A 25955-nucleotide genomic window follows, 5' to 3' on the forward strand; every position below is an offset into this window, starting at 1 on the left:
TCAGTCAGCCTCACCCAGGCGACGACGCCCGGCCCAACGCAGCGCACGCCACAGAAGGAAGGCGAACAACAGCACGCTGACGGTAGCGATCACTGCGATCAGCATCGGGTAGTCGGACAGGTGGAACCACAGCAACAGCCACCATGGCAGCTCACCGACGAAGTAATGCTCACCGACAAACTGGCTGCTGACGCCGCTGGTGCGCACCAACGCGACAGAACCGGCCACGGCTTCCAGCTTGCCGGAGTCCGCCAGCACGTCGCGCAACAAGGCGTAATCGGCGTCGGAACGGGCCAGCAGCGCCACGACACTGCGTTGCTCATGGAACGGCGACTTCAAACCGGTGATTGCAGCGAGCGGCGCCTGCGCGCTGACTTCGACGCGGCTATTGGGCACAACCGGCGCGTTATCGAAGCGCTGGCTGCCCGGTACATCCAGGGTACGCCCCTGCACCATCCAGTCTCGCTGGGCATTGAGCAACAGCCCGAGGTTGGGGACGTCGTGCAGGCTCTCGGGCAGTGTGCCGATGAGCAGCAGGTCGGCGTCGGCATCCGCGACGTTTCTCCAGTTGTCACTCAGGCGGACGTTCAGCGCGGGGTAACCGATCTGCCCAGCCAGGCTGCCGACGACGTCGAGCAAGGTACCGACCTGCATCGGTGTGGGCGTGCTCGGTACGACGATCACGGTTTCGGAAAGGTCGGCCATGCGGCTGTAAGGGAAACCGCTGCGGGCGAAGGCGCGCAGGTCTGGCATGGCCATGTAGTGGTGGTAACCGGACAGGTCGATGGTCGAGTTCTCATCGATCGCCGCTCGCACATCAACGGGCAGTGAGGTCTGGCAATGGTCACGCTGGGCGCTGCCCAGAGTGCTGGCGAAGCTGAAGTCGAAGCGCAAGCGGTTACGCGCACCGATTTTCAGGGCGGGCACCAACGATTGCTCGGTCAATGCAGTACTGTCGGTGGACAGCACGCTCAAGCGCATTTCTTCGAGCGTACTGCTGCGACGATCGTTACCCACCAACGGCATGCTGGTGATGTACTGGTCGTTGACGCTGATGCTCAGGCGCGACTCGTCGGTAACGGCCGGCGGTGTGTAGCGGTACAGGGTCTGCAACGGAATACCCTGGTTGCGCCAGACGAACAGGTCCGGTGGCAGGTTCACGTCAAGGGTAATCGGCCGTGGCTGTAAGCCGCTGACCTGCAACTGTTCCGGATAATCGAGCAGCTCGGAGAAACGCACCGGCCGGTCGGTGCGCGTCCAGTTCGGCGCGTCGTATGGCTTGCGCGGCTCAAGGGCGGCCATCTGCTCGACCTTGACCCGAGACCCGCGGAACAATTCGGTGCCCACCGCCAGCGCCGAGGCGGCCTTGACCAAGTCGTCGTCGTTGCGCCCAAGCACTAGCAGCAGTTTGCTCCAGCGATCGGTCGGATGGTCGATCAGTTGCACCACTGGACCATCTACCGGCGGAAATTTCTCCAGGTCGGCGAGGAACGCCGGGCGCCGTTCGTTACTGGCGAACACGATGGCCGGCTTGGGCTTGTCGCCGCTGGCAGGCAGGCTGTCGAACGATACCGGGAAGGTCGCCTTGCGCCAGCCGGCCTTGCTGCCGAAGTATGACGACAGGATCGCTGCCGCTCGCTGCTCACCCAGCGTCGGCGAATCGGCGAACACCACCGGAAGCTCGACCTTGCTAGTGTCGCGCGCGTCGAAGAACGGCAGCGGGAAGTAAGCGAGGTCGTTTCCCACAGCCAGCGCCTGCTCGCGCAGCTGCACCTGGCTCTTGCGGTTGAGGTTCAACCACAGGCCGCTGTGTGCCGGGTCTTCACAGATGTCGGTGTAATGCCCGACGAACTCCAGGCGAACGCGGTTGAAGTCGGTCACCAGCTTCGGGTCCAAAGGCAGTTGACGCCGCACACGCTGGCCGAGCTGATCCTTCTCTACCGGAACCACGCCCATCAACTCGTCGTTGAGGTAGACGCGCAGGTGGGAAAGGTTCGGCAACAGCGCTGGCGAAGGGGTGTAGTCCAGTTGCAGGACCGCCTCGGTGGCCAGCCGATCCCGACGCACGCCGAACTCGATGTTTTCGCTGTTGCGCACACCCAGCAACAGGCTGTCGGAGGCTTGGCCGAGTTGCTCGAACGTCTTGATCACCGGCCAGTTGGGGACCGTTGGCTCGGCCGGCATAACGAGAGGGGCTACGGAGGCGACAGCTGCGTTCTGGAACAGGGAGGCGAGCAGCGCCAGCGCCAGGCCCCAAGTGCGCGCGGGGTAACGAGTCATCATGCGTCTCGGTCAACAAGATTCGTGGATGGAAGGGGTTGTGGTGTGCGTGGCATGTAGCTGGCCAGCCAACGCGCCAGTTCACGCACTGGTTGCAGACGCTCGCTGAGCCAGCCCGGGGCGTGTTCGACCAGCCGTAGGTAGCCTATGCCACCCAGCTTGAGCACCTCGCCGAGGCTGCGCAGCGGGCGATCGACTTCATGCTTGTCCTGCCAGCCCAGCCAGGCGTCGGCACGGGCAAAGGTGCAGTGCACCAGGTCGATACGTTGTTGCAGGCTCAGGCCGTCGAAGGTCAGGCCCAGGTGACGGCCGACGATTCGGGTGACCCGGGCATTGAACGCAAACTCGCGCTGGCCCCGGGTCAACAGCAAGCGTACACGCGCTCCTGGGGCTGGCGTCACACCGTCGCCCAGTTGCAGGCCGATGCCGCCATCGGAGTAGTCGACCAATGTGCAGGGGAAGCCGTGGCCACTTTCGAGCAGCAGCGCAGCCGGCAAGTGCATCTGTACACGGTGGGCCCGACGTACCTGACGCACTTCGGCAGCCACCGCGCAGGCGGCGCCGAGGATCAGCAGGTTGTAGATCACCCACAGCGAACTGACGATCACGGTGCCGATTTCCGCAGCAGGGCCTGTGATCAAGCGCCAGACGGCGAACCCGAGACCAACGACATTGAGCGCCGCCAGGACCAAGTACGGTTGGGCAATGCGCCAGTCGAACTGCTCCTGCTCCATCAACCCGCCCTTGGCCGTGACATTGAACTTGCCCTTCTTCGGCGCAAACAATGCAACGGTGGTGGGGCGTGCGATGTACCAGGCCAGCACCGTCTCGTAGACCTCGCCCCAGAAGGTCTGACGATATTTACCCTGCATGCGCGAGTTGGTGAGGCTGGCATGAATCATGTGCGGCAGCACGTAGAGCAGGATCATCACGGCAGGCGCATAGATGATGTAGGCATGCAGCAGCAGAAACGCCAAGGGCGCCGTGAGGAAGATCAACCGAGGCAGGCCCGCAAGGAAGTGCAGCATGGCGTTGGCGTAGCACACCCTCTGGAACAGGCTCAAGCCACGGCCGAACAATGGGTTGTCGGTACGGAATATCTGCACCATGCCACGCGCCCAGCGAATGCGCTGGCCGATGTGCGCCGACAGGCTTTCGGTGGCAAGCCCGGCGGCCTGGGGAATGCTCAGGTAGGCCGAGGTCCAGCCCTGGCGGTGCATGCGCAAGGCCGTATGGGCATCTTCGGTGACCGTTTCGACGGCGAAACCACCAATGCTTTCCAGCGCGGTGCGGCGCAGGACGGCACAGGAGCCGCAGAAGAAGGCGGCGTTCCACATGTCGTTGCCGTCCTGGATCAGCCCATAGAACAACTCGCCTTCGTTTGGCCGCCGGCGGAAAGAGCCCAGGTTGCGCTCGAATGGATCGGGCGAGAAGAAGTGATGCGGTGTCTGTACCAGCGCCAGCTTGGGATCCTTGAGGAACCAGCCAACGGTCATCTGCAGGAAGGAGCGCACCGGCACATGGTCGCAGTCGAAAATGGCAATCAGCTCGCTCTCGGTCACACCAAGGGCATGGTTGAGGTTGCCAGCTTTCGCGTGCTTGTTGTCGGGGCGCACGATGTAGCCCACACCCACTTCGTCGGCGAAGGCACGGAACGCGTCGCGCCGGCCATCGTCGAGGATATAGATGCGCAGGCGATCACGTGGCCAGTCCAGGCCGAGTGCGGCGAGCACGGTGGTGCGTACCACCGACAGATCCTCGTTGTAAGTGGGGATCATCAGGTCGACGGTGGGCCAGTGTCCGGGGTTCTGCGGAAGGCTTGCGGGTTTGCGCTGCAGCGGCCAGCACGTCTGGATATAACCCAGGATCAAGACGAACCACGAGTAGGTCTCCGCTGCCAGCAGAATCACACCGCAGACCAGGTCGAGCGTGTCGTTCCAGTTCAGTGTCGAGGTGTAACGCCACCACAGGTAGCGGCACGAGATGATCGTCGACAACACGATGAGCATTAGCGTCGGGAATCGGCCTGGCATGTAGCGCACCAGCATGGCGATGCCCCACAGCAGGAAAATGAACACCAACTGCGCCATATACCCGAAGGGCTCCGTCACGCACAGCAGGGCCAGCGCCACGGCGCACAGGGTAAGAACGGTATAGAACAGGCGCCTGCCGAAAACGCTCAAGCGGCGCAAGCGCTGGGCCGCATCGTGCTGCAAGGCACTGTCTCGAAAGCGCGCGGGTACCTGCATCATGGTTTCGGCCAATCGGGCGCGGTAACGGCGTATACCCTGCCACACGCTACGCAGGCGACTCGCCACGGCGGTCAAACCACGCGCCAATCGGCCTGGATTGCGAGGTGAGGGTACGCGTCTGAGCAGTAACCACAGGCACTGGATCAACAGGCGCAGCGGGTCGCCCAACGTGGGCCGTTTGCCGACGAACTGCGGAAACAGTCGCTGACGCTCAGCCAGCAACGCTTGCCAGGCAGGCGACTCAAGGCGCAGGAACAGATATGCCAGCCATACGCCCAGGGTGAACAGCAGTGCGACGGGGCGATGAGCGCCCCGAGCGGTGAAGTAGTCGTAGGCCGAAAGAGGCGTCAGATTCACGCTTGCCGCCTCGCCAGGCAACGCACCGCCAGGCTCTGCACATCACGGGATGCCAGGCTCTGCGGTGCATAGTGGCCCACCGGCGCCTTGCAGGCGAAGGCTTCGACGAAAGCTTCGTCCCGGTGCACCAACTGCATCGGCAAACGGTTGCGGAACAGGTCACGCCAAACCATCAATACATCGCTCTGCAGGCTGCTCGCGGGGTCGAAGCGATTGACCATGAGCAGGTCGTAGCGCTCGACCTGCTGGCGACCGAGCAGGACGTGGCTTGCCATCTCGGCCTCGGCCACCAAGATTCGCATGTCCGTCTCGAAACCACGGGTGGTCTCGGCACTGACAGGATGGGGAAGGTCGAACAACAGCCAGTCGAAATGCTTGCTCAGCACGGCCTGTCGCAGACGCCAACGCTCAGCCGTGTCGTAACCCTCGAGGCCCCTGAGCTGGCTGTGGCCAACGTCGCCAAAGGGGATCAGGCACAGTCTATCGAGCACTTCATACAGAGGCTCTTCGACGGGCCGCCCTTGCAGTTCGGCAAGTGCCCAACCGTCTTGCTGGTCCAGTGGCAGGTTGAAATGCAGGCCCAGCAGATTATCCGGGCTCAGATCGACCAACAGCACGCGCTCGCCCAATTCGCGCAGGGCATAACCCAGCGCTGCAAGCACAGCACTGCGGCCGAGGCCACCACGCAAACCGTGCATCGCCAGGCTGATCACGGCACGACTGCCTCAGGCTGCACTGTACGATCGCGATCATGCCGGGCCTGCTCCTGGCGAGCCCGGCAGCTTTCACCCAGCAATGGCCAGCGCTGCAATGCCTGCTGCACACCCACCATCATGGAGATGTCCTGGTAACTCAGGGTAGACATGTCCAGAAACTGACGAAGCTGAGCGATGTCGTCACTGCGATCGGATGGGTCAGCTTTACCAGCCATCACGGGCTCTCCTTGGGAATGGGCTGCCAATCCGGCTGGCCTTGCAAGCGCATGTAGGTATGGCCCTGGAAGTTCAGGACCTGGGCACCGGAGGTTTCCGAAACAAGCTCGGTGGTCGGCAGGTCTGTCAGCAAGCTTGGCAAGTCCAGGGTTTGGCCAGCCCCGAGGCCTGCGTACACGCGCGACACCAGCTCGGACAAGGCCAGGAAGCTGGTCGGCGAACTGACCTTGAGCGGCTCGCTACGAGCAGGCTGGCCCATGCCGATGAACTTGAGGCCGACCGGTACGTGGGTGATCGATGGCGTTGGAATCTCACGCATACCGGACAACTGCATGCGGTCGCCGTGCAAGGCGGCGCCGTGTTCCGGGACGATGGCCACCACCACCCGACGGCCGCTGCCTTCGAGCTCATCGAAGAACTTGCCAAGGTCCGAGAACAGGCGATTGGCCCGCGTGGCATAGTCAGCCGGGCGTGTACCGCCGTCGGCCGTCACCATGCGGTTGCCGTCATGCAGGCTGATGGTGTTGTAGAACAGCGAGACATGCTGCTCTCCCGAGGCCTTGCGCTTGCCCCACCATCCGCTCAGGACATCCAGGTCGCCAGCGATCGGCGAGCCGTCGAAGCTGACCAGCGCCCTTGGAAAATCGCCGGTGCTGAAACCAGGTTGGGGCATGTGCTGGCTAGTGATGTCGCCAATGAAATTGTCGAAACGGCCGCTGTGGTTGAGCAAGGTCTGGCTCTGGAAGCCCAGCCTGGAGAGGTTCTGGAACAACAGGCACTGGTCGGGAGCCGGCTGGTACAGGCCGGCATGGGACGACTGCCCGCAACTGGCCCTGAGCACACGAATGGCGGCGGGGCCGCTGTAGGAAGTGGCCGAGTTGAATTGATCGAAGATCACGTCCATCCGGGAGAACAACGGGTTGTCATGCAGGCCGACGGCCGAGAGGTCGTCCCACGCCAACGAGCAGACGTTGATCACCAGTAAGTCGAACGGCTGCTCATCCTCTTTCACAGCGGGGAATGAGGTCACCCGCTGGCGCTCGCTGGCAAAGAAGCGGTCGAGCCAGGCATTGAGGGTCGCATTGTCAGCCACCGCCGCCGTGGGCGTACTGGCAGCCGCCGTGGTGGTTCCCGCAAGGGTCGGTGAGCTGCTCACGACGTTCAGCGATGGCAGGCCGCCGACGGCCAGCCACGCGAGCCCGACCAGGCTCAGGGTGCTCAGGCGCAACCAGTGGCGCAGGAACAGGTAGCCCACCAACAGCAATACCAGTGCACCGATCAGGTTCCAATTGATGAACCTTGCCATCAGCTCCAGCAGGTAGCTCCAGGAAAAGTCGAGTACCCCCGGTTGCTCCAGCAGACGGCGGAACGGCGGCAGCCAAGTGTCGTGATAAAACAACGCTGCACCCAGCGGGATCGCGACGACCTGCCGACCGATTCGCAGCCACTTTCCCGGCAACGGTACCAACAGCAGTGCCGCGAACAGCAGGTTCGGCAATGCCTGGAAGTCGAGCATGCCAAGCGCGACCAACAGGAACTTGGCCAGGAAATACAGGTTCCAGGCACCCAGGCCGCGCCAGCCTGCGGGTACCGATGCGGTGAGTGTCGAACTAGTCATGTTCAGGATCCTGGCGCACGACTCGGCGGCGCACACCGACCGGTCGCAAGTGGCGGGGGCGCAAATGACGGCGCAGCCAGCCCAGCGCCAGGGTGCGAACACGCATCACGAACAGAACCAGCAGCAGGGTCATCAGTGCGCTGAGGCCAATGACCTGCAGCAATTGCGCAAAATTCATACTGCCCCCCACTGACGTAGGGCGATCTGACGAGGCGCCAGGGCCGCCCTTTTCTGCGCCGATGGCAAGGCGACCGATTCGGCCAGCGGAGGCTTCGGCATGGTTTCGTCGAGAAATGCCGGGGTGGCCAGGTTGTCCAGACCCACCAACACATCCTGACTGATGAAGAGCTCTTTCCAGGACAGCTGGAAGATATGATCCAGCGCCTGTTCAACACCTTCCGAGCGGCATGCGAACAGGAACAGGAACAGCACATCGCCCACGACACAGGCTATGTCGCCATCGCGGCGGAACACCGTGCGCGAACACGCCTGCAAGGGACTCAAGCCGGGCGCTGGGCGCAGCACCAACAACTGGTGGACGATTTCACCATTGCGCACGCCATGCCACATCTGTTGCACCGCCTCGGCGAAGGTACGGGGCGCAACCAAACCACACACGGGGAGCGGGCGGAGGCGCGCAAGCAAGGCATCGAAATCGGTTGGCAAGCTGCGGCGCCAGACATAGCCCTGGATGCTGTCGACCATGGTGAGGAAGCGCGAAAGGCTGGCACCGAACGGCACGATCTGCGTGGCGCCACAGGCCAGCAGCAACTGTTCGTCCTGATAGCGCAGTGTGGGGGCCATCTCGCGCACGACCAGTTTCAGGGCATTACCACGCAAATGGCGCAGGGTATGCAGCTGACGGGCCAGGACATCGAGACGCTGCCCAGCGTCCATGGCGAAGATCACGGTGGCAGAGATGGCGCGACTGGCTTTGGCGCCAAGCTCGCTGATACTGTCGAACACTTCCCAATGCTCAGAGAACGCGGGCGCACCTTCCAGCACCTCGCGCTGGGCCAGGCAGAGTATTTCATCGCCGCCGGTATCAGGCAGCGATTGCAGGGTACCGGCAACCGCGAAGCCCCCTTCCTGGCGCGCCAGCTCGACGTCCTGCGTACCCGTCACGCCGAGCATGTTGCTCCAGAAATGCTGCAGGTACCGCACGCCGCCTTTGCCACGGTAAACCTGTGCCAGCCCGTCGATAGCCTGGTTGAACGCGCGAAGCCGTTCCACCAGCCAGACGCTTTGCCCCGTGCTGACGACCAGCAGCAATGCGCCATCCTTGAGGGCAGCCTGGCGTAGCGCATGGCACCAGCGCTCGACCTTGCTACCCTCCCACACGTCGGTGGGTACCAGGGCCAGGATAACGCGTCCGGGGATATCGATACGGGGCAGGTCATCGAGCAGGCGCAAGGTAGCCTGGCCTTCGGCCTCGTACAGTGCCAGCTCCGCTGGACCGCGAGCCGCATCCAGCCCATCCAGTACCTCACGCACACCACGCCCGTCACCGATCAGAGCCGCCCGACCCTGATCGGACATGCCCTCGATGACTTGCCGGCATAGTGTGGTGGCGTCTTCTGCGGTGTCACAGGCCAACCAATACAGGCCTTGCTCGTGAAACTGACTATGCTCGGCACCTAATCCGGGAATAGCCAACAACGGAATGCTTTTCGTCAAAACTCTGACTCTGAATTCTAGATGAAGCTATTTCGAGGGTTAGAGCCGCACACGAGCAACTGCGGCTTAATGACGAAAAGGAGGCGTCAAAAAAACGACATATGCGAAGGCAGGCTTGGTTTAGGACGTCAATTCTACAGCACTTCGGAAAAGTAGTGTCAACATGATATGTAACGACGCGGGCGCACACGTTTGCCGAACGATTTGTGTGACCAAGGTCAAATTTCGCCGGTAATTCCAGATCTCGCCAGCCGCCCGCAAACGCATTCCGCCGACGCTTGCACAGCGCCTAACGCTCCCGCAGCGCCTCGGTCTGCGCCTTGATGATCGGCTTGAGCAGGTAACTCATGATGGTTTTCTTGCCGGTCTTGATATCGACCGTGGCTACCATGCCAGGGATGATCAGCAGCGGATTATCGTCGCTGCCGAGGTGACTGCGCTCGGTGCGCAGACGAATGGGATAGTAAGTGGTCTTCTTGTCCTCATCGAGGATGGTATCGGCGCCTATTTGTTCGAGCTTGGCTTCCAGGCCGCCATAGATGGTGAAGTCATAGGCCGTGAACTTGACCATGGCTTCCTGGCCCGGGTGCAGGAAGGCGATGTCCTTGGGCAGGATCTTGGCCTCGATGACCAGGGAGTCGTCCAGCGGCACCACTTCCATGATGTCGCTGCCCGGCTGGATCACGCCGCCGATCGTATTGACCAGCAACTGCTTGACGATGCCACGCACCGGCGAGGTGACCACGGTGCGGTTGACTCGATCGTCGAGCGCCTTGGTGGTAGCGGTGGCTTTGTTCAGTTCGGTCCGGGCTTCATTGAGTTGGGTCAGGGCATCACTGCGGAACTTGCCGCGCGTTTCCTCGATCTTGCTCTGGATCTCCTTCACCGCCGCCTCGGCGCGGGGAATGGCAAGGGCCGTAGCATCGACCTCGCCGCGGGTTTCTACCTCGGAACGACGCAGGCGCAGGATCTCGACCTGGGAGATCGCGCCTTTGGCCACCAGTGGCTCGGACATGCTGATTTCCTGACGCAGCAGCTGCAGGCTTCTGGCGTACTGGTCGTGCTTGGACTGGAACTCGCGCAGCTCTTGCTGGCGCTGCACCAACTGTTGCTGCAAGCCCCCCACCTCATCGCTTAGCTGCTGACGTCGGCTCTGGTACAGCGACTCTTCGCTCGCGGCCTGGCTGGGCGCTGCGTCGCGCAGTTTCTGGTCGATGTTCAGAGGCGTGCCTTCAACCTCGGCGCTCAGGCGTTCGACACGCAGGGCCATGGCCACGCGATCGGCCTCGGTTTCGCCCTTGTTCGACGCGAAGCGGGTTTCGTCCAGGCGTAACAGTGGCTCGCCCACTTCGACGATCTCCCCTTCCTTGGCGAAGATTTCGGCGACGATACCTCCTTCGAGGTTCTGGATTTTCTGCACCCTGGACGACGGAATCGCCTTGCCCTCGCCCCGCGTCACTTCGTCGATGGGCGCGAAGCTGGCCCAGACGATGAGGAAAATGAAGAAGGTGATCACCCCCCAGATGGTCATGCGCACCACCCGCGGGGCATCTTCGATCAGCGCCTTGTTGACCTCGGGCAGCGGCTGCCCACGGAGCGAATCCGAGCCTTTGAAGTAACGCCGCAGGTGGTCCTTGAGGTGACCGATATCGAGCTTAAGCGACACTGATCTGCCCCTTCTTCAGCGCATCCATGACGGCGGTTTTCGGACCGTCTGCAACCACTTGGCCACGGTCGATGACCACCAGCCGGTCGACCAGCGACAGCAGCGAAGCGCGGTGGGTCACCAGCACCACAGTCTTGGTTTCGATGACCGCCTGCAGGCGCTGCTTGAGGCGCTCTTCGCCGGTGTTGTCCATGGACGCGGTCGGTTCGTCGAGCAACAGGATCTGCGGGTTGAGCAGCAGTGCCCGGCCCAGGGCGACGTTCTGGCGCTGGCCGCCGGAAAGGTTCTGCCCGCGCTCGCCAACCTGCAGCTCGTAGCCATCGGGGTGCAGGCGGGCGAACTCATGCACGCCGGACAGCTCCGCGGCCTGCAGGATCATCTCGTCTTCGATGTAGCGGGCACCACTGACCAGGTTATCGCGAAGGGTGCCGGCCAGCAGTTGGATATCCTGGGGCACGTAGCCGATGTTGTGGCGCAGTTCGCTGACGTCGATCTGGCGAATGTCCACCCCGTCGACCAACAGCGAACCGTTGGAAGCTTCGTACAGGCCGACGATGAGTTTGGCCAGCGAGCTCTTGCCCGAGCCGCTGCGTCCGATGATGCCCACCTTCTCCCCTGGGCGAATGGTAAGGCTGACGTTCTTCAGTGCCTGGTTCTGCTGGTTGGGGTAGGTGAAATCAACACCACGGAACTCGATGGCGCCTTGCAGCACCTGGCGCCTGAGCGGACGCTCTTCGAAATTGCGCTCCTGAGGCAGCTCCATCATCTGGTCGGTGGCAGCCATGGTCACCTTCGCCTGCTGGTAGCGCGCCAGCAGCCCGTTAAGCTGGCCCAGCGGTCCGAGCGCACGGCCGCTGAGCATATAGCAGGCTACCAGGCCACCCATGCTGAGGCTGCCGTCGATGATGAGGTAGACGCCGACGCAGATCATCGCGACCCCGGCCAGTTGCTGGATCAACAGGGTGATGTTCATGGCCAGACCCGACAGCACCTTGACCCGTAGCTCCAGGCGGCTGAGGGTGCCGAGGGTCTGCTCCCACATGTACTGACGTTCGCTTTCGGCGTTGTTGACCTTGACCGCGTCAAGGCCCGCCAAGGTCTCGATCAGGCTCGACTGACGCTCGGAGGCCAGTGCCATGGTCTTTTCCATGGTTGCCATCAAGGGCTTCTGCAAGGCGTAGCCGATACCCAGGGCCAACGGGAAGGCCAGGACGGGAATCCATACCAGGTGCCCCCCGATGATCGCGATCACCATGAGGATGATCAGGGTGAACGGCAGGTCGATCAGGCTGGTGAGCGTCAACGAGGCCAGGAAGTCGCGCAGCCCTTGGAATTCGTGGATGTTCTGCGCGTAACTGCCGACCCGCGCCGGGCGATACTTCATCGCCATGCCGACGATGCGCTCGAACAGCGTCGCCGAAATGATCAGGTCGGTCTTCTTGCCAGCCAGGTCCAGGCACAGGCTGCGCAATCCCTTGAGGATAAGGTCGAAGACATAGGCCCCGGTGATGCCCACCGCCAATACCCAGAGGGTGGAGGTGGCCTGGTTGGGTACGACTCGGTCGTACACGTTCATCACGAACAGTGGTGCGGCCAAAGCGATCAGGTTAATGACCAGGCTGGCGGCGATGGCGTCGATGTAAAGCCATTTGCTGCGCAGCAGCGTATCGCGGAACCAGGAGCGGGCTCGTGGGATGAGGTTGCCGTGGTTGACATCGAACTTGTGCTGCGGCTGGGCGAAGAACACACGGCCACTGTAATCACTAAGCAATGCTTCGCGGCTGACCAGGACCTCGCCACCGTCGCTCTCGCTGAGCAGCAGGCGTGCCGTGTCGGCGTTTTCCCAGCCCAGCAGAACAGCGGCGCGGCCCTCCTTGAGCAACAATATGGCGGGCATGGCGATACTGGGTATCTGCTCCAACCTGCGCTGCAGCAAGCGCCCCTGCAACCCGGCGCGGGCTGCGGCACGGGGTAGCAACTCGGGGGACAGGCGCTGGGCAGGCAGTGGCAATCCGGTGGTCAGCATCACCCGACTGGCGGGCTTTTGATGCAACACACACAAGGTCAGCAGACAGTCCAGCAGGGGATCGTCGTGCTGACTACGCGGATCGTGACTGAGTTGGACTCGACCGACTTCGGATTCCACGTGGCGCTCTCTTCCTTGGTGGTTGAGGGTAACAATCCGTCAACCATGGCCCGATGTTCTTTCAGGTGACGCCTTGGCAACCCAAAGGTTCATGCGTGCATTGAGTATTTCGTACAGGCGCATGTTGCCAGGCAACACTACTTCAAAGACTAACGCCTGGCGCCATGGGCGCAAGCCAAAAGTTACATATAAATCGCCCACACAGCGCTATGACAAAAGGTATCGCCGCCCTTGAGATACAGCGCACCAACCCGGGTGCGGGTCAGGAAGTCGTTACTAAATGATCACCAAGCCCAAGAGCTCACATTCCAACTAATACAAAAGTAAGAGTTGGCAACAAGCGAATTAACGATATGACATTAGATTGCCCAAGTCCTGCGATGAGACTGGGGAGTCAATAGTTCGCCACGTTCCGCCGTTTGAACGGGAAAGACTTCGACACATTGATAATTAAACACTAACTGCATTTCGCCGCACCTTCGACATCGGCTGATTTCACCCATCGGTCGGTCATGGAAGACACGCATCGGGATTATCGGGAGAGCCCTATGAGCACTGTGGTTGCCATCGTCAAAAGCATAGTTGGCCAAGTCATCGCGGTATCCCCAGAAGGCATCCGACGCCTGCTGATCGAAGGTGACCGCCTGTATGCGGGTGAGCAAGTGCTGACCGGGCCGGGTGGCGCCGTCACCTTGCAGCTGGCCGATGGTCGCTACGTGGACTTGGGGCGTGACAGCCAATGGAGCGCCGAAACGCCAGACAGCAGCACCGATTTGAGCCAGGCAACGGCGCAGGCAGCACCCTCGGTCGAACAGTTGCAGCAGGCGATCCAGGCTGGTGTCGACCCGACCACTGCGTTGGAGGCAACCGCTGCCGGGCCAAGCGCCGCGGGCGGTAGCGGCGCTCTCGGTGGCGGACACAGCTTCGTGCTGCTGGAGGCAACTGCGGGCGCAGTCGCACCCACCGTGGGTTATACCACCGGCCCCTTGGACTTCAGCGACGCGCTGAGCCTCGAGCAGTTCGCAGGGTTACAGGCTTCGAATACGACGACGCCTTCCGATCCAGTTGTTGCGGGCACGGCCGTAGTCTTGAGCGCCACTCCTTCGATCAGCGAGGCTGGGGGTTCGATCGTCTATGTCGCCACTGTCGGCCAGGCACCGCTCAGCGACCTCACAGTGACCCTGTCCAATGGCGCGGTCATCGTCATTGCCGCCGGGCAAACCAGCGGCTCGGTGAGCGTAGCGGTTCCTGCCAACGATACGGTTTATGTCGATGACCACGCGGTGTCGGCGAGCATCAGCGGGACCCGCGGAGGTGGCCTGCCGGTCAGCATCGATGGCACCCCCGCCACCACGCGCGTGGTCGATACGGTGGACACCACCACCGCGACCCTCACTGCCAGCCCGGCGGTCACCGAGGGAGGGACTGTCACTTATACCGCAACCTTGAGCAACCCCGCGCAGACGGCCGTGACACTGACGCTGTCCAACGGCCAAGTCATCACTATCGGGGCTGGACAGACCAGTGGCAGCGTAACGCTGCAGACCGCCAACGATGTGTACAAGGGCGGCACGACGCTCAGTGCCAGCCTCACCTCGGCGAGCGGAGGCAACTTCGAACACCTGGAGGTCAATCCGGCCCCTGCCCTGACAGTCGTCAACGACTCGACCGACGACAGCACGGTTACTCTTACTGCGACACCATCGGTGAGCGAGCACGGCACCATCGTCTACACGGCGAGTCTTTCGGCGCCTGTGACGGGTAGTCCGGTGGTGGTCACGCTCGCCAACGGGCAAGCCATCACTGTCCCGGTTGGCCAAAGCAGCGGCACGATCAGCGTGCCGGTGGGCAACGATGTGTATCAATCGCAGGGGCAAGTCACCAACAGCATCACTGGCGTGAGCGGCGGTAGCTACGAGAACCTCGTCGCCAATCCAACGCCAGTGAGCACCACGGTCACCGATGTGCAGGACACGACCACGGTTACCCTAAGCGCAACCCCAAACGTTGCCGAAGGTGGCCAGATCATCTACACCGCGACCCTCAGCAACCCCGGCCAGTCCGCGGTCACCGTCACCCTGAGCAATGGCGTTAGCATCGTCATCGCGGCCAACCAGACCTCAGGCAGTGTCAGCGTGCCGGCGCCGAGCGATGATCGCTATATCGATGCCGGGGTCGTCAGTTCGCGCATCACCAGCGCCACGGGCGGCGACTTCGAGAACCTCACCATCAACGGCACACCTGCGGTGACGACCGTTACTGATACCCCGGATACATCGACAGTGACCCTGACCGCCACCCCATCTGTGGCCGAAAGCGGCACGATCGTCTACACCGCCACGGTCGATGCGCCAGTGACGGGCTCACCGGTCGTGGTGACTCTCGCCAACGGCCAGACCATCACCATTCCAGTCGGCCAAAGCTCCGGCACGGCCACCGGTGCTGTGAGCAACGACGTCTACCAAGGGCACGCGCCGGTCAGCAACAGCATCACCGGGGTGAGCGGGGGTAACTACGAGAACCTGGTCGCCAATCCGACGCCGGTGAGCACCACCGTCACCGATGTTCAAGACACCACCACGGTCACGCTAACCGCCACGCCGAGCGCCGCCGAAGGCGGGACCATCATTTACACCGCCAGCGTCGGCGTCCCCGTCACCGGCACCCCGGTTGTGGTCAATCTGGCCAACGGCCAGACCATCACCATCCCAGTCGGTCAAAGCTCCGGCACGGCCACCGGTGCTGTGAGCAACGACGTCTACCAAGGGCACGCTCCCGTCAGCAACAGTATCACCGGGGTGAGCGGGGGTAATTACGAGAACTTGGTTGCCGATCCGGCACCGGTCAGCACCACCTTGACCGATGTTCAGGACACCACAACGGTCACGCTAACCGCCACGCCGAGCGTCGCCGAAGGCGGGACCATCATTTACACGGCGAGTGTAGGAGCACCGGTCACCGGCAGCCCGGTTGTGGTCACCCTGGCCAACGGCCAAACCATCACCATTCCAGTCGGCCAAAGCTCCGGCACCGCCACCGGTGCCACGACCAACGACGTTTACCAAGGCCATGCACCGGTCAGCAACAGCATCACCGGGGTGAGCGGGGGTAATTACGAGAATTTGGTCGCCAATCCGGCACCGGTGAGCACCACCGTCACCGATGTGCAAGACACCACCACGGTCACGCTGACCGCCACACCTTCGGTGGCCGAGGGTGGAACCATCATCTACACCGCGAGTGTGGGGGCTCCCGTCACCGGCAGCCCGGTTGTGGTCACTCTGGCCAACGGCCAGACCATCACCATTCCAGTCGGGCAAAGCTCCGGCACGGCCACCGGTGCTGTGACCAACGACGTCTACCAAGGGCACGCGCCAGTCACCAACAGCATCACCAGCGTTTCCGGGGGCAGTTACGAGAACCTGGTCGCCAATCCGACGCCGGTGAGCACCACCGTCACCGATGTTCAAGACACCACCACGGTCATGCTGACCGCCACACCTTCGGTGGCCGAGGGTGGAACCATCATCTACACCGCGAGCATTGGCGCACCGGTCACCGGCAGCCCGGTTGTGGTGACCCTGGCCAACGGCCAGACCATCACCATCCCGGTCGGCCAAAGCTCCGGCACCACCACCGGTGCCGTGACCAACGACGTGTACCAAGGGCACGCTCCCGTCAGCAATAGCATCACGGGGGTGAGCAGCGGTAACTACGAGAATCTGGTCGCCGATCCGGCACCGGTGAGCACCACAGTCACCGATGTCCAGGACACCACCACCGTCACCCTGACCGCCACCCCTTCGGTGGCCGAGGGTGGAACCATCATCTACACCGCGAGCATTGGCGCCCCCGTCACCGGTAGTCCAGTGGTGGTGACCTTAGCCAACGGCCAGACCATCACCATTCCAGTCGGTCAAAGCTCCGGCACCGCCACCGGTGCTGTGACCAACGACGTGTACCAAGGACACGCGCCAGTCACCAACAGCATCACCAGCGTTTCCGGTGGCGATTACGAGAATCTGGTCGCCGATCCGGCACCGGTGAGCACCACCGTCACCGATGTCCAGGACACCACCACCGTCACCCTGACCGCCACCCCTTCGGTGGCCGAGGGTGGAACCATCATCTACACCGCGAGCATTGGCGCCCCCGTCACCGGTAGTCCAGTGGTGGTGACCTTAGCCAACGGCCAGACCATCACCATTCCAGTCGGTCAAAGCTCCGGCACCGCCACCGGTGCTGTGACCAACGACGTGTACCAAGGACACGCGCCAGTCACCAACAGCATCACGGGGGTGAGCGGCGGTAACTACGAGAATCTGGTCGCCGATCCGGCACCGGTGAGCACCACAGTCACCGATGTTCAGGACACCACAACGGTCACGCTAACCGCCACGCCGAGCGTCGCCGAAGGCGGGACCATCGTCTACACCGCGAGTGTGGGGGCTCCCGTCACCGGTAGCCCGGTTGTGGTCACCCTGGCCAACGGCCAGACCATCACCATCCCAGTCGGTCAAAGCTCCGGCACGGCCACCGGCGCCGTGAGCAACGACGTGTACCAAGGGCAAGCGCCAGTCACCAACAGCATCACCAACGTTTCCGGTGGCGATTACGAGAATCTGGTCGCCAATCCGACGCCGGTGAGCACCACCGTCACCGATGTTCAGGACACCACCACCGTCACGCTAACCGCCACGCCGAGCGTCGCCGAAGGCGGGACCATCGTCTACACCGCGAGTGTGGGGGCTCCCGTCACCGGTAGCCCGGTTGTGGTCACCCTGGCCAACGGCCAGACCATCACCATCCCAGTCGGTCAAAGCTCCGGCACGGCCACCGGCGCCGTGAGCAACGACGTGTACCAAGGGCAAGCGCCAGTCACCAACAGCATCACCAACGTTTCCGGTGGCGATTACGAGAATCTGGTGGCCAATCCGACGCCGGTCAGCACCACCGTCACCGATGTTCAGGACACCACCACGGTCACGCTAACCGCCACGCCGAGCGTCGCCGAAGGCGGGACGATCATCTACACCGCCAGCGTCGGCGCCCCCGTCACCGGTAGTCCAGTGGTGGTGACCTTAGCCAATGGTCAGACCATCACCATCCCGGTCGGTCAAAGCTCCGGCACCGCCACCGGTGCTGTGAGCAACGACGTCTACCAAGGGCAGGCACCAGTCACCAACAGCATCACCAGCGTTTCCGGTGGCGATTACGAGAATCTGGTCGCCGATCCGGCACCGGTGAGCACCACCGTCACCGATGTCCAGGACACCACCACCGTCACCCTGACCGCCACCCCTTCGGTGGCCGAGGGTGGAACCATCATCTACACCGCGAGCATTGGCGCCCCCGTCACCGGTAGTCCAGTGGTGGTGACCTTAGCCAACGGCCAGACCATCACCATTCCAGTCGGTCAAAGCTCCGGCACAGCCACCGGTGCTGTGACCAACGACGTGTACCAAGGACACGCGCCAGTCACCAACAGCATCAGCAACGTATCCGGTGGCGATTACGAGAATCTGGTCGCCAATCCGACGCCGGTGAGCACCACCGTCACCGATGTTCAGGACACCACCACCGTCACGCTAACCGCCACGCCGAGCGTCGCCGAAGGCGGGACCATCGTCTACACCGCGAGTGTGGGGGCTCCCGTCACCGGTAGCCCGGTTGTGGTCACCCTGGCCAACGGCCAGACCATCACCATCCCAGTCGGTCAAAGCTCCGGCACGGCCACCGGCGCTGTGAGCAACGACGTGTACCAAGGGCAAGCGCCAGTCACCAACAGCATCACCAACGTTTCCGGTGGCGATTACGAGAACTTGGTGGCCAATCCGGCACCGGTCAGCACCACCGTCACCGATGTGCAGGACACCACCACCGTCACCCTGACCGCCACGCCATCGGTGGCCGAGGGTGGCACGATTATTTACACCGCCTCTGTAGGTGCACCCGTCACCGGTAGTCCAGTGGTGGTCACTCTGGCCAACGGCCAGACCATCACCATCCCAGTCGGTCAAAGCTCCGGCACGGCCACCGGTGCTGTGACCAACGACGTCTACCAAGGGCACGCGCCAGTCACCAACAGCATCACCAGCGTTTCCGGGGGCAGTTACGAGAACCTGGTCGCCAATCCGACGCCGGTGAGCACCACCGTCACCGATGTTCAAGACACCACCACGGTCATGCTGACCGCCACACCTTCGGTGGCCGAGGGTGGAACCATCATCTACACCGCGAGCATTGGCGCACCGGTCACCGGCAGCCCGGTTGTGGTGACCCTGGCCAACGGCCAGACCATCACCATCCCGGTCGGCCAAAGCTCCGGCACCACCACCGGTGCTGTGAGCAACGACGTCTACCAAGGGCAGGCACCAGTCACCAACAGCATCACCAGCGTTTCCGGTGGCGATTACGAGAATCTGGTCGCCGATCCGGCACCGGTGAGCACCACCGTCACCGATGTCCAGGACACCACCACCGTCACCCTGACCGCCACCCCTTCGGTGGCCGAGGGTGGAACCATCATCTACACCGCGAGCATTGGCGCCCCCGTCACCGGTAGTCCAGTGGTGGTGACCTTAGCCAACGGCCAGACCATCACCATTCCAGTCGGTCAAAGCTCCGGCACCGCCACCGGTGCTGTGACCAACGACGTGTACCAAGGACACGCGCCAGTCACCAACAGCATCACGGGGGTGAGCGGCGGTAACTACGAGAATCTGGTCGCCGATCCGGCACCGGTGAGCACCACAGTCACCGATGTCCAGGACACCACCACCGTCACCCTGACCGCCACCCCTTCGGTGGCCGAGGGTGGCACGATTATTTACACCGCCTCTGTAGGTGCACCCGTCACTGGTAGTCCAGTGGTGGTCACCCTGGCCAACGGCCAAACCATCACCATTCCAGTCGGCCAAAGCTCCGGTACTGCCACCGGCGCCGTGAGCAACGACGTCTACCAAGGGCAGGCAACGGTCACCAACAGCATCACCGGGGTGAGTGGCGGTAACTACGAGAACCTGGTCGCCAATCCGACGCCGGTGAGCACCACCGTCACCGATGTTCAGGACACCACAACGGTCACGCTAACCGCCACGCCGAGCGTCGCCGAAGGCGGGACCATCGTCTACACCGCGAGTGTGGGGGCTCCCGTCACCGGTAGCCCGGTTGTGGTCACCCTGGCCAACGGCCAGACCATCACCATCCCAGTCGGTCAAAGCTCCGGCACGGCCACCGGCGCCGTTAGCAACGACGTCTACCAAGGGCAGGCACCGGTCACCAACAGCATCACCGGGGTGAGCGGGGGTAACTACGAAAACCTCGTCGCCGATCCGGCGCCGGTCAGCACCACCGTCACCGATGTTCAGGACACCACCACGGTCACGCTGACCGCCACGCCATCGGTGGCCGAGGGTGGCACGATTATTTACACCGCCTCTGTAGGTGCACCCGTCACCGGTAGTCCAGTGGTGGTCACCCTGGCCAACGGTCAAACCATCACCATTCCAGTCGGCCAAAGCTCCGGCACCGCCACCGGTGCCGTGACCAACGACGTCTACCAAGGGCACGCGCCAGTCACCAACAGCATCACCGGGGTTAGCGGGGGTAATTACGAGAACCTGGTTGCCAATCCGGCACCGGTCAGCACCTCCGTGACCGATGTTCAGGACACCACCACCGTCACGCTAACCGCCACGCCGAGCGTCGCCGAAGGCGGGACCATCGTCTACACCGCGAGTGTGGGGGCTCCCGTCACCGGTAGCCCGGTTGTGGTCACCCTGGCCAACGGCCAGACCATCACCATCCCAGTCGGTCAAAGCTCCGGCACGGCCACCGGCGCCGTTAGCAACGACGTGTACCAAGGGCACGCGCCAGTCACCAACAGCATCACCAACGTTTCCGGTGGCGATTACGAGAACCTGGTCGCCAATCCGACGCCGGTGAGCACCACCGTCACCGATGTTCAGGACACCACCACGGTCACCCTTACCGCCACGCCAAGCGTCGCCGAAGGCGGGACGATCATCTACACCGCCACGCTCAATGCACCAGTGTCAGGTTCGCCGGTCCTGGTCACCTTGGCCAACGGCCAGACCATTACCATTCCGGTCGGGCAAAGCTCCGGTACTGCCACCGGCGCCGTGAGCAACGACGTCTACCAAGGGCAGGCACCGGTCACCAACAGCATCACCGGGGTGAGCGGGGGTAACTACGAAAACCTCGTCGCCGATCCGGCGCCGGTCAGCACCACCGTCACCGATGTTCAGGACACCACCACGGTCACGCTGACCGCCACGCCATCGGTGGCCGAGGGTGGCACGATTATTTACACCGCCTCTGTAGGTGCACCCGTCACCGGTAGTCCAGTGGTGGTCACCCTGGCCAACGGTCAAACCATCACCATTCCAGTCGGCCAAAGCTCCGGCACCGCCACCGGTGCCGTGACCAACGACGTCTACCAAGGGCACGCGCCAGTCACCAACAGCATCACCGGGGTTAGCGGGGGTAATTACGAGAACCTGGTTGCCAATCCGGCACCGGTCAGCACCTCCGTGACCGATGTTCAGGACACCACCACCGTCACGCTAACCGCCACGCCGAGCGTCGCCGAAGGCGGGACCATCGTCTACACCGCCAGCGTCGGCGCCCCCGTCACCGGTAGTCCAGTGCTGGTGACCTTAGCCAACGGCCAAACCATCACCATTCCAGTCGGCCAAAGCTCCGGCACCGCCACCGGTGCCGTGACCAACGACGTCTACCAAGGACACGCGCCAGTCACCAACAGCATCAGCAATGTCAGCGGCGGCAACTACGAAAACCTGGTGGCAAACAATAGCCCGGTCAGCAGTACAGTCACCGATGTACAGGAGACCACCACCGTCACATTGACGGCCACACCTACCGTGACAGAGGGCGGCCAGATCGTCTATACCGCGACCCTGACCAATCCTGCGCAAACCGCGCTTACCTTAACCCTGAGCAACGGCCAGACCATCACCATCGGCGCCAACCAATCCTCCGGCAGCGTGACGGTGGCCGCACCTTCCGATGACGTCTACATCGACGCTGGACCAGTCAGTGCCACGATAACCAATACCAGTGGCGGCAACTTCGAGAACCTCGTGGTCAACCCGGCGCCAGCGGTCACGGCCGTTTCCGATACCCTGAACAACACCACACTAGGGATCTCCGGCAGCGCGGCAGTGGCCGAGGGCAACAATGCCACCTACACCCTGACCCTGAGCAATGCCCCGCAAACTGACGTCACCGTCAAACTGAGCTATAGCGGTACGGCGACCAATGGCGTCGACTACACCGGCGTCGCAACTGTGGTGATCAAGGCCAACAGCACCCAGGCAACCTTCACTATCCCCACCCTCAAGGACGCCATCAATGAGGGCACCGAACAGATCAATGTGAAGATCGACTCAGCCACAGGCGGCAACTTCGAAGGCCTTGTGATCAACGCCGGTGCATCCAGTGTCACGACCCAGATCTATGAACCCGCCCCAGTGCTGGACCTCGATGCCAACGACTCCAGCGGCAAGAACGGCGCGGACTACCAGACCACCTTCACCGAGAACGGCAACGGCAATTCCATCAGTGACCTGGACATCTCCATCACCGACTTCGACAGCAGCCAACTGACCGGCGCTACCGTCACCCTGACCAATCGCCAGCCTGGCGATGCGCTCAACCTCGGCAACAGCGTCAACGGCATCACCGTCACATCAAGCGTGACCGACGGCAAAGTGGTGCTCACCTTGAGCGGTGCAGCGTCGCTGGCAGACTACATGCAGGCCATCAAGAACATCACCTTCGTCAACACCAGCGACGACCCAAGCACTACACCCCGCGTGATCACCGTTACCGTGACCGATGGGGTCAACGTATCCAACACGGCCACCACCACGGTCAATGTGGTTGCGGTCAACGATGCGCCAGTCACCATAGGTGGGGCGGCCACTGGCTCGGAGGACACCGATCTGGTGCTGAACTGGAGTGACTTCAACATCACCGACGTCGACAGCTCCGCCGCAAACCTTGGGGTGACTATCACCAAGCTGCCTGACCTCGGGAACTTGAAGTACTTCAACGGCACGGCCTGGGTGAACGTGACGGTCAACCAGACCATCAGCCAGGCAGACATCGCTGCAGGCAAACTCAAGTTCGTACCGCTGACCAATCAGTCGGGGGCCGATGGCTACGGCGGCTCCGGCGTGGGCAACAAGCAGGCCGATTATGCCCAGGTCAAATACAAGCCCACCGACGGCAGCAGCCCAGGTAGCGAGGCGACGCTGAAGGTGGACATCACACCCGTCGCCGACAAACCTGAGCTGAACATTGGCAACAACAACGTCAACTCCCTAGGCCTGACCAAAGAAACCTGGAACACCCTCACCGGCTTGACCAACAGCGGCAACGGTATCACCGGTGATGCGTTGAAATCCGTGTTCGCCAACTCCGGCAGTGCGAGCAAGAGCGAAACCACGACCAATGTGCAGTCCGAGGCCAGCGTCGCCGCCCAGTCCGGCTCGAAAACTTCGGGCCTGATCTATCTGGAAGCCGGCAAGACCTATACCTTCAGCGGCACGGCTGATGACAGTCTGCTGGTCAATATCGGCGGCAAGACGGTGGTCACCGCCACCTGGGGTGCGGGCGGCAATGTCTCGGGCAGCTTTACACCCAGCGCTAGCGGCTACTACACCCTGGAGATCTACCACGCCAACCAGGCCGGGCCAGGCAGCTACGACATCAACATCAAGGTCGGCAACGGTTCGGTCGGCGACTTCAACAGTGCGACTATCCCGATGTACCCCAACGTCACCGAGTTGGCTAACGCCGGGGTGACGGTGTCTGACCTGCATGGCAGCAATGGCCAGGGTTACTACGATGGCTACAAGCTCAATGAAGGGCCAGAGAACGGCAGCGTCAAGCTGGTGGGCATCAGCACCAGCCTGACCGATACCGACGGTTCGGAAACCTTGAGCGTCAAGCTTGCCGGGATTCCGGCAGGTTCGGTGGTGAGCGACAACGCGGGACACAGCATCACCGTGGGTGCAACGGCGGTCGATGTCACTGGCTGGAACCTGGGCAGTCTGGCGATCAAGCCACCGGCTTACTACTCTGGCCAGTTCGACGTGAAGATCACCTCCACCTCCAAAGAAGGCGTGGGAGGCAGCCAAGCCATCAACGAAGGCTCGGTTAAAGTCACCGTCTACCCGGAAAACTACACCTCCAGCAACCTGGGTACCGATAACGACACCGCGACCGGTACCGTGAACAACGATCTCATCGTCGCCGATGTGACAGGCCTGCACGTCGTTGCGGGGAAGGACTACAACATCGCGTTCATCGTCGACACCTCGGGCAGCATGGGGGCGTCCGGTGTGGATGCCGCCAAAGCCTCCATGGAGTCGGTGTTCCGGACCTTGGCCGCCAGCGTCAAGGGTGCACAATCGGGCACGGTGAACATTCTGTTGGTGGACTTCGCCACGCAGGTCAAGAGTTCCATCTCGGTTACCCTCAATGATACCGGGCTCAAGACCTTGCTCAACGCCCTGGGCACCATGAGCTCAGAGGGCGGCACCAACTACGAGGACGCCTTCAAGACCACCGCCAACTGGTTCCAGAATCTCAAGAATGCCGGCAACACTGGCAGCAACCAGACGTTCTTCATCACCGACGGCCAACCGACCTACTACCAGACCGGCGAGCAAGCCAACCCGAACCTGGCCAACAGCAGCGTGAAACTCGATACCTTCCTCAGTAGCATCAACTACAAGGCTGGTGACACTGTCACGAACTACCAGCTCGACACCACCAACCGGGTATCGATCGACAGCAGCGGCAAACTGACCGCCGAGACGCGCGGCAGCTTCGACCTACTGACCTGGAGCTACAAGTGGAACACCGTGACCAGCGGCACGATTCGCGCCGAAGGCAATGGCGGCTATGAGCTGTCGACTCGCGCAGGTACTGGCAACACCACCAATGATGCAACGTTGAACAACTCCAACGACAGTTTCAAGATTCTCGCGGCGCTGTCGGTAGTGGAGGCAATCGGCCTGAACAGCGGCGTCGATACGAACGATCTGAAACCCTTCGACTCGGACAAGACGCCGCAATCGAACATCGACCCCAGCAAACTGGCGGAGGCCATCCTTGGCCACACCGAAGTGACACAGCCCGGCTCGGACAGAGTCGATGGCGGCGATGGCCACGACATCATCTTCGGTGACCTTGTCACCTTCGACTCGATCCCTGGCACCGGCGTGGAAGCGATCCAGACCTATGTTGCCCTCAAGCTCGGTGTGGATGCGGGCGACGTGGATGCGCGAACGATGCACAAGTACGTTTCCGAGCATTACTCCGAGTTCGATATCTCCCGCGCCAACGACGGTGCCGATACATTGATGGGAGGTGCTGGCAACGACATCATCTTCGGCCAGGGCGGGAACGACTACCTCGATGGCGGCAAGGGCAATGACATCCTCCTGGGCGGCGCGGGTAACGACACCCTGCTGGGGGGCGACGGCAACGACCTGCTGTTTGGCGGAGCCGGCAATGATGCCCTGACCGGCGGCAAGGGTAACGACATCCTCAGCGGCGGCGCCGGCGCGGACACCTTCGTCTGGAAGCTCGGCGACATCGGCCAGGATGTGATCAAGGACTTCAAAATGAGCGAGGGCGACCGTCTTGACCTGAGCGACCTTCTGCAGGGGGAGCGTGGATCGACGATCGACAACTACCTGAAGATCACCACCGTTGGCGGTGAGTCGACCCTGCAAATCAGTACGGAGGGCAAGCTCAATGCTGCCGGGGGGCTGGCCAATGCCGATGTCTCGATCAAGCTGGAAGGGGTCAACTTGTCCAACACCACGATCAATTCGCTCATAAGCGGTGCCGACCCGACCATCAAGATCGACAATTCCAATAACTGACCGGCAGGCGCAGCTCGGGAACTTTGCCTAAGCTGCGCATAGCTCAACCGTTAAGGAACCCAAGTGACGAGGACGGATGC

The 25955-nt window shown here is 62.3% G+C and carries 10 protein-coding genes; 1 reads left to right on the forward strand and 9 read right to left on the reverse strand.

Going from position 1 to position 25955, the window contains the following annotated elements:
- The 9 genes from bcsB to C4Q26_RS10890 all read right to left on the reverse strand — a co-directional run bounded on the left by bcsB (window position 1) and on the right by C4Q26_RS10890 (window position 12928).
- Window positions 1-2283 carry a cellulose biosynthesis cyclic di-GMP-binding regulatory protein BcsB gene (gene bcsB / locus C4Q26_RS10850; RefSeq protein ID WP_104883078.1) on the reverse strand — a complete coding sequence of 761 codons (2283 nt, stop codon included), beginning with the start codon at window positions 2281-2283 and terminating at the stop codon, window positions 1-3.
- Complete coding sequence (bcsA, locus tag C4Q26_RS10855) at window positions 2280-4889, reverse strand: UDP-forming cellulose synthase catalytic subunit (RefSeq protein WP_023378082.1); 2610 nt, start codon at window positions 4887-4889, stop codon at window positions 2280-2282. The genes bcsB and bcsA overlap by 4 nt, the downstream gene beginning before the upstream one ends.
- A complete protein-coding gene (bcsQ, locus tag C4Q26_RS10860; RefSeq protein WP_027907874.1) occupies window positions 4886-5602 on the reverse strand; it encodes a cellulose biosynthesis protein BcsQ in 717 nt (238 codons plus the stop codon). The genes bcsA and bcsQ overlap by 4 nt, the downstream gene beginning before the upstream one ends.
- Window positions 5599-5823, reverse strand: coding sequence for a cellulose biosynthesis protein BcsR (gene bcsR, locus C4Q26_RS10865; protein ID WP_027907873.1), 225 nt, complete (start codon window positions 5821-5823; stop codon window positions 5599-5601). The genes bcsQ and bcsR overlap by 4 nt, the downstream gene beginning before the upstream one ends.
- Window positions 5820-7439, reverse strand: a complete 1620-nt coding sequence (gene bcsG, locus C4Q26_RS10870) for a cellulose biosynthesis protein BcsG (RefSeq protein WP_104883079.1) — start codon at window positions 7437-7439, stop codon at window positions 5820-5822. The genes bcsR and bcsG overlap by 4 nt, the downstream gene beginning before the upstream one ends.
- Window positions 7432-7617 carry a cellulose biosynthesis protein BcsF gene (gene bcsF, locus C4Q26_RS10875; RefSeq protein WP_023378078.1) on the reverse strand — a complete coding sequence of 62 codons (186 nt, stop codon included), beginning with the start codon at window positions 7615-7617 and terminating at the stop codon, window positions 7432-7434. Before bcsF ends, bcsG begins: the two co-directional genes overlap by 8 nt.
- Complete coding sequence (locus C4Q26_RS10880; protein ID WP_104884037.1) at window positions 7614-9104, reverse strand: BcsE family c-di-GMP-binding protein; 1491 nt, start codon at window positions 9102-9104, stop codon at window positions 7614-7616. The genes bcsF and C4Q26_RS10880 overlap by 4 nt, the downstream gene beginning before the upstream one ends.
- A 301-nt stretch (window positions 9105-9405) precedes the next feature.
- Complete coding sequence (locus tag C4Q26_RS10885) at window positions 9406-10782, reverse strand: HlyD family type I secretion periplasmic adaptor subunit (protein ID WP_104882317.1); 1377 nt, start codon at window positions 10780-10782, stop codon at window positions 9406-9408.
- Window positions 10772-12928, reverse strand: a complete 2157-nt coding sequence (locus tag C4Q26_RS10890) for a type I secretion system permease/ATPase (protein WP_023378075.1) — start codon at window positions 12926-12928, stop codon at window positions 10772-10774. The genes C4Q26_RS10885 and C4Q26_RS10890 overlap by 11 nt, the downstream gene beginning before the upstream one ends.
- A 548-nt stretch (window positions 12929-13476) precedes the next feature.
- Here C4Q26_RS10890 and C4Q26_RS10895 point away from each other — a divergent pair.
- A complete protein-coding gene (locus C4Q26_RS10895) occupies window positions 13477-25875 on the forward strand; it encodes a retention module-containing protein (protein WP_104883080.1) in 12399 nt (4132 codons plus the stop codon).
- Window positions 25876-25955: the final 80 nt, after the last annotated feature.

Source organism: Pseudomonas sp. SWI44, from assembly GCF_002947915.1.
GTDB classification, from domain to species: Bacteria; Pseudomonadota; Gammaproteobacteria; order Pseudomonadales; family Pseudomonadaceae; genus Aquipseudomonas; species Aquipseudomonas taiwanensis.

Excerpts from the sequence above, each read along its gene's own strand:
- bcsF (WP_023378078.1), bottom strand. The coding sequence starts at position 7,617 with ATGAATTTTGCGCAATTGCTGCAGGTCATTGGCCTCAGCGCACTGATG.
- C4Q26_RS10895 (WP_104883080.1), top strand. The coding sequence starts at position 13,477 with ATGAGCACTGTGGTTGCCATCGTCAAAAGCATAGTTGGCCAAGTCATC.
- bcsB (WP_104883078.1), bottom strand. The coding sequence starts at position 2,283 with ATGATGACTCGTTACCCCGCGCGCACTTGGGGCCTGGCGCTGGCGCTG.
- bcsG (WP_104883079.1), bottom strand. The coding sequence starts at position 7,439 with ATGACTAGTTCGACACTCACCGCATCGGTACCCGCAGGCTGGCGCGGC.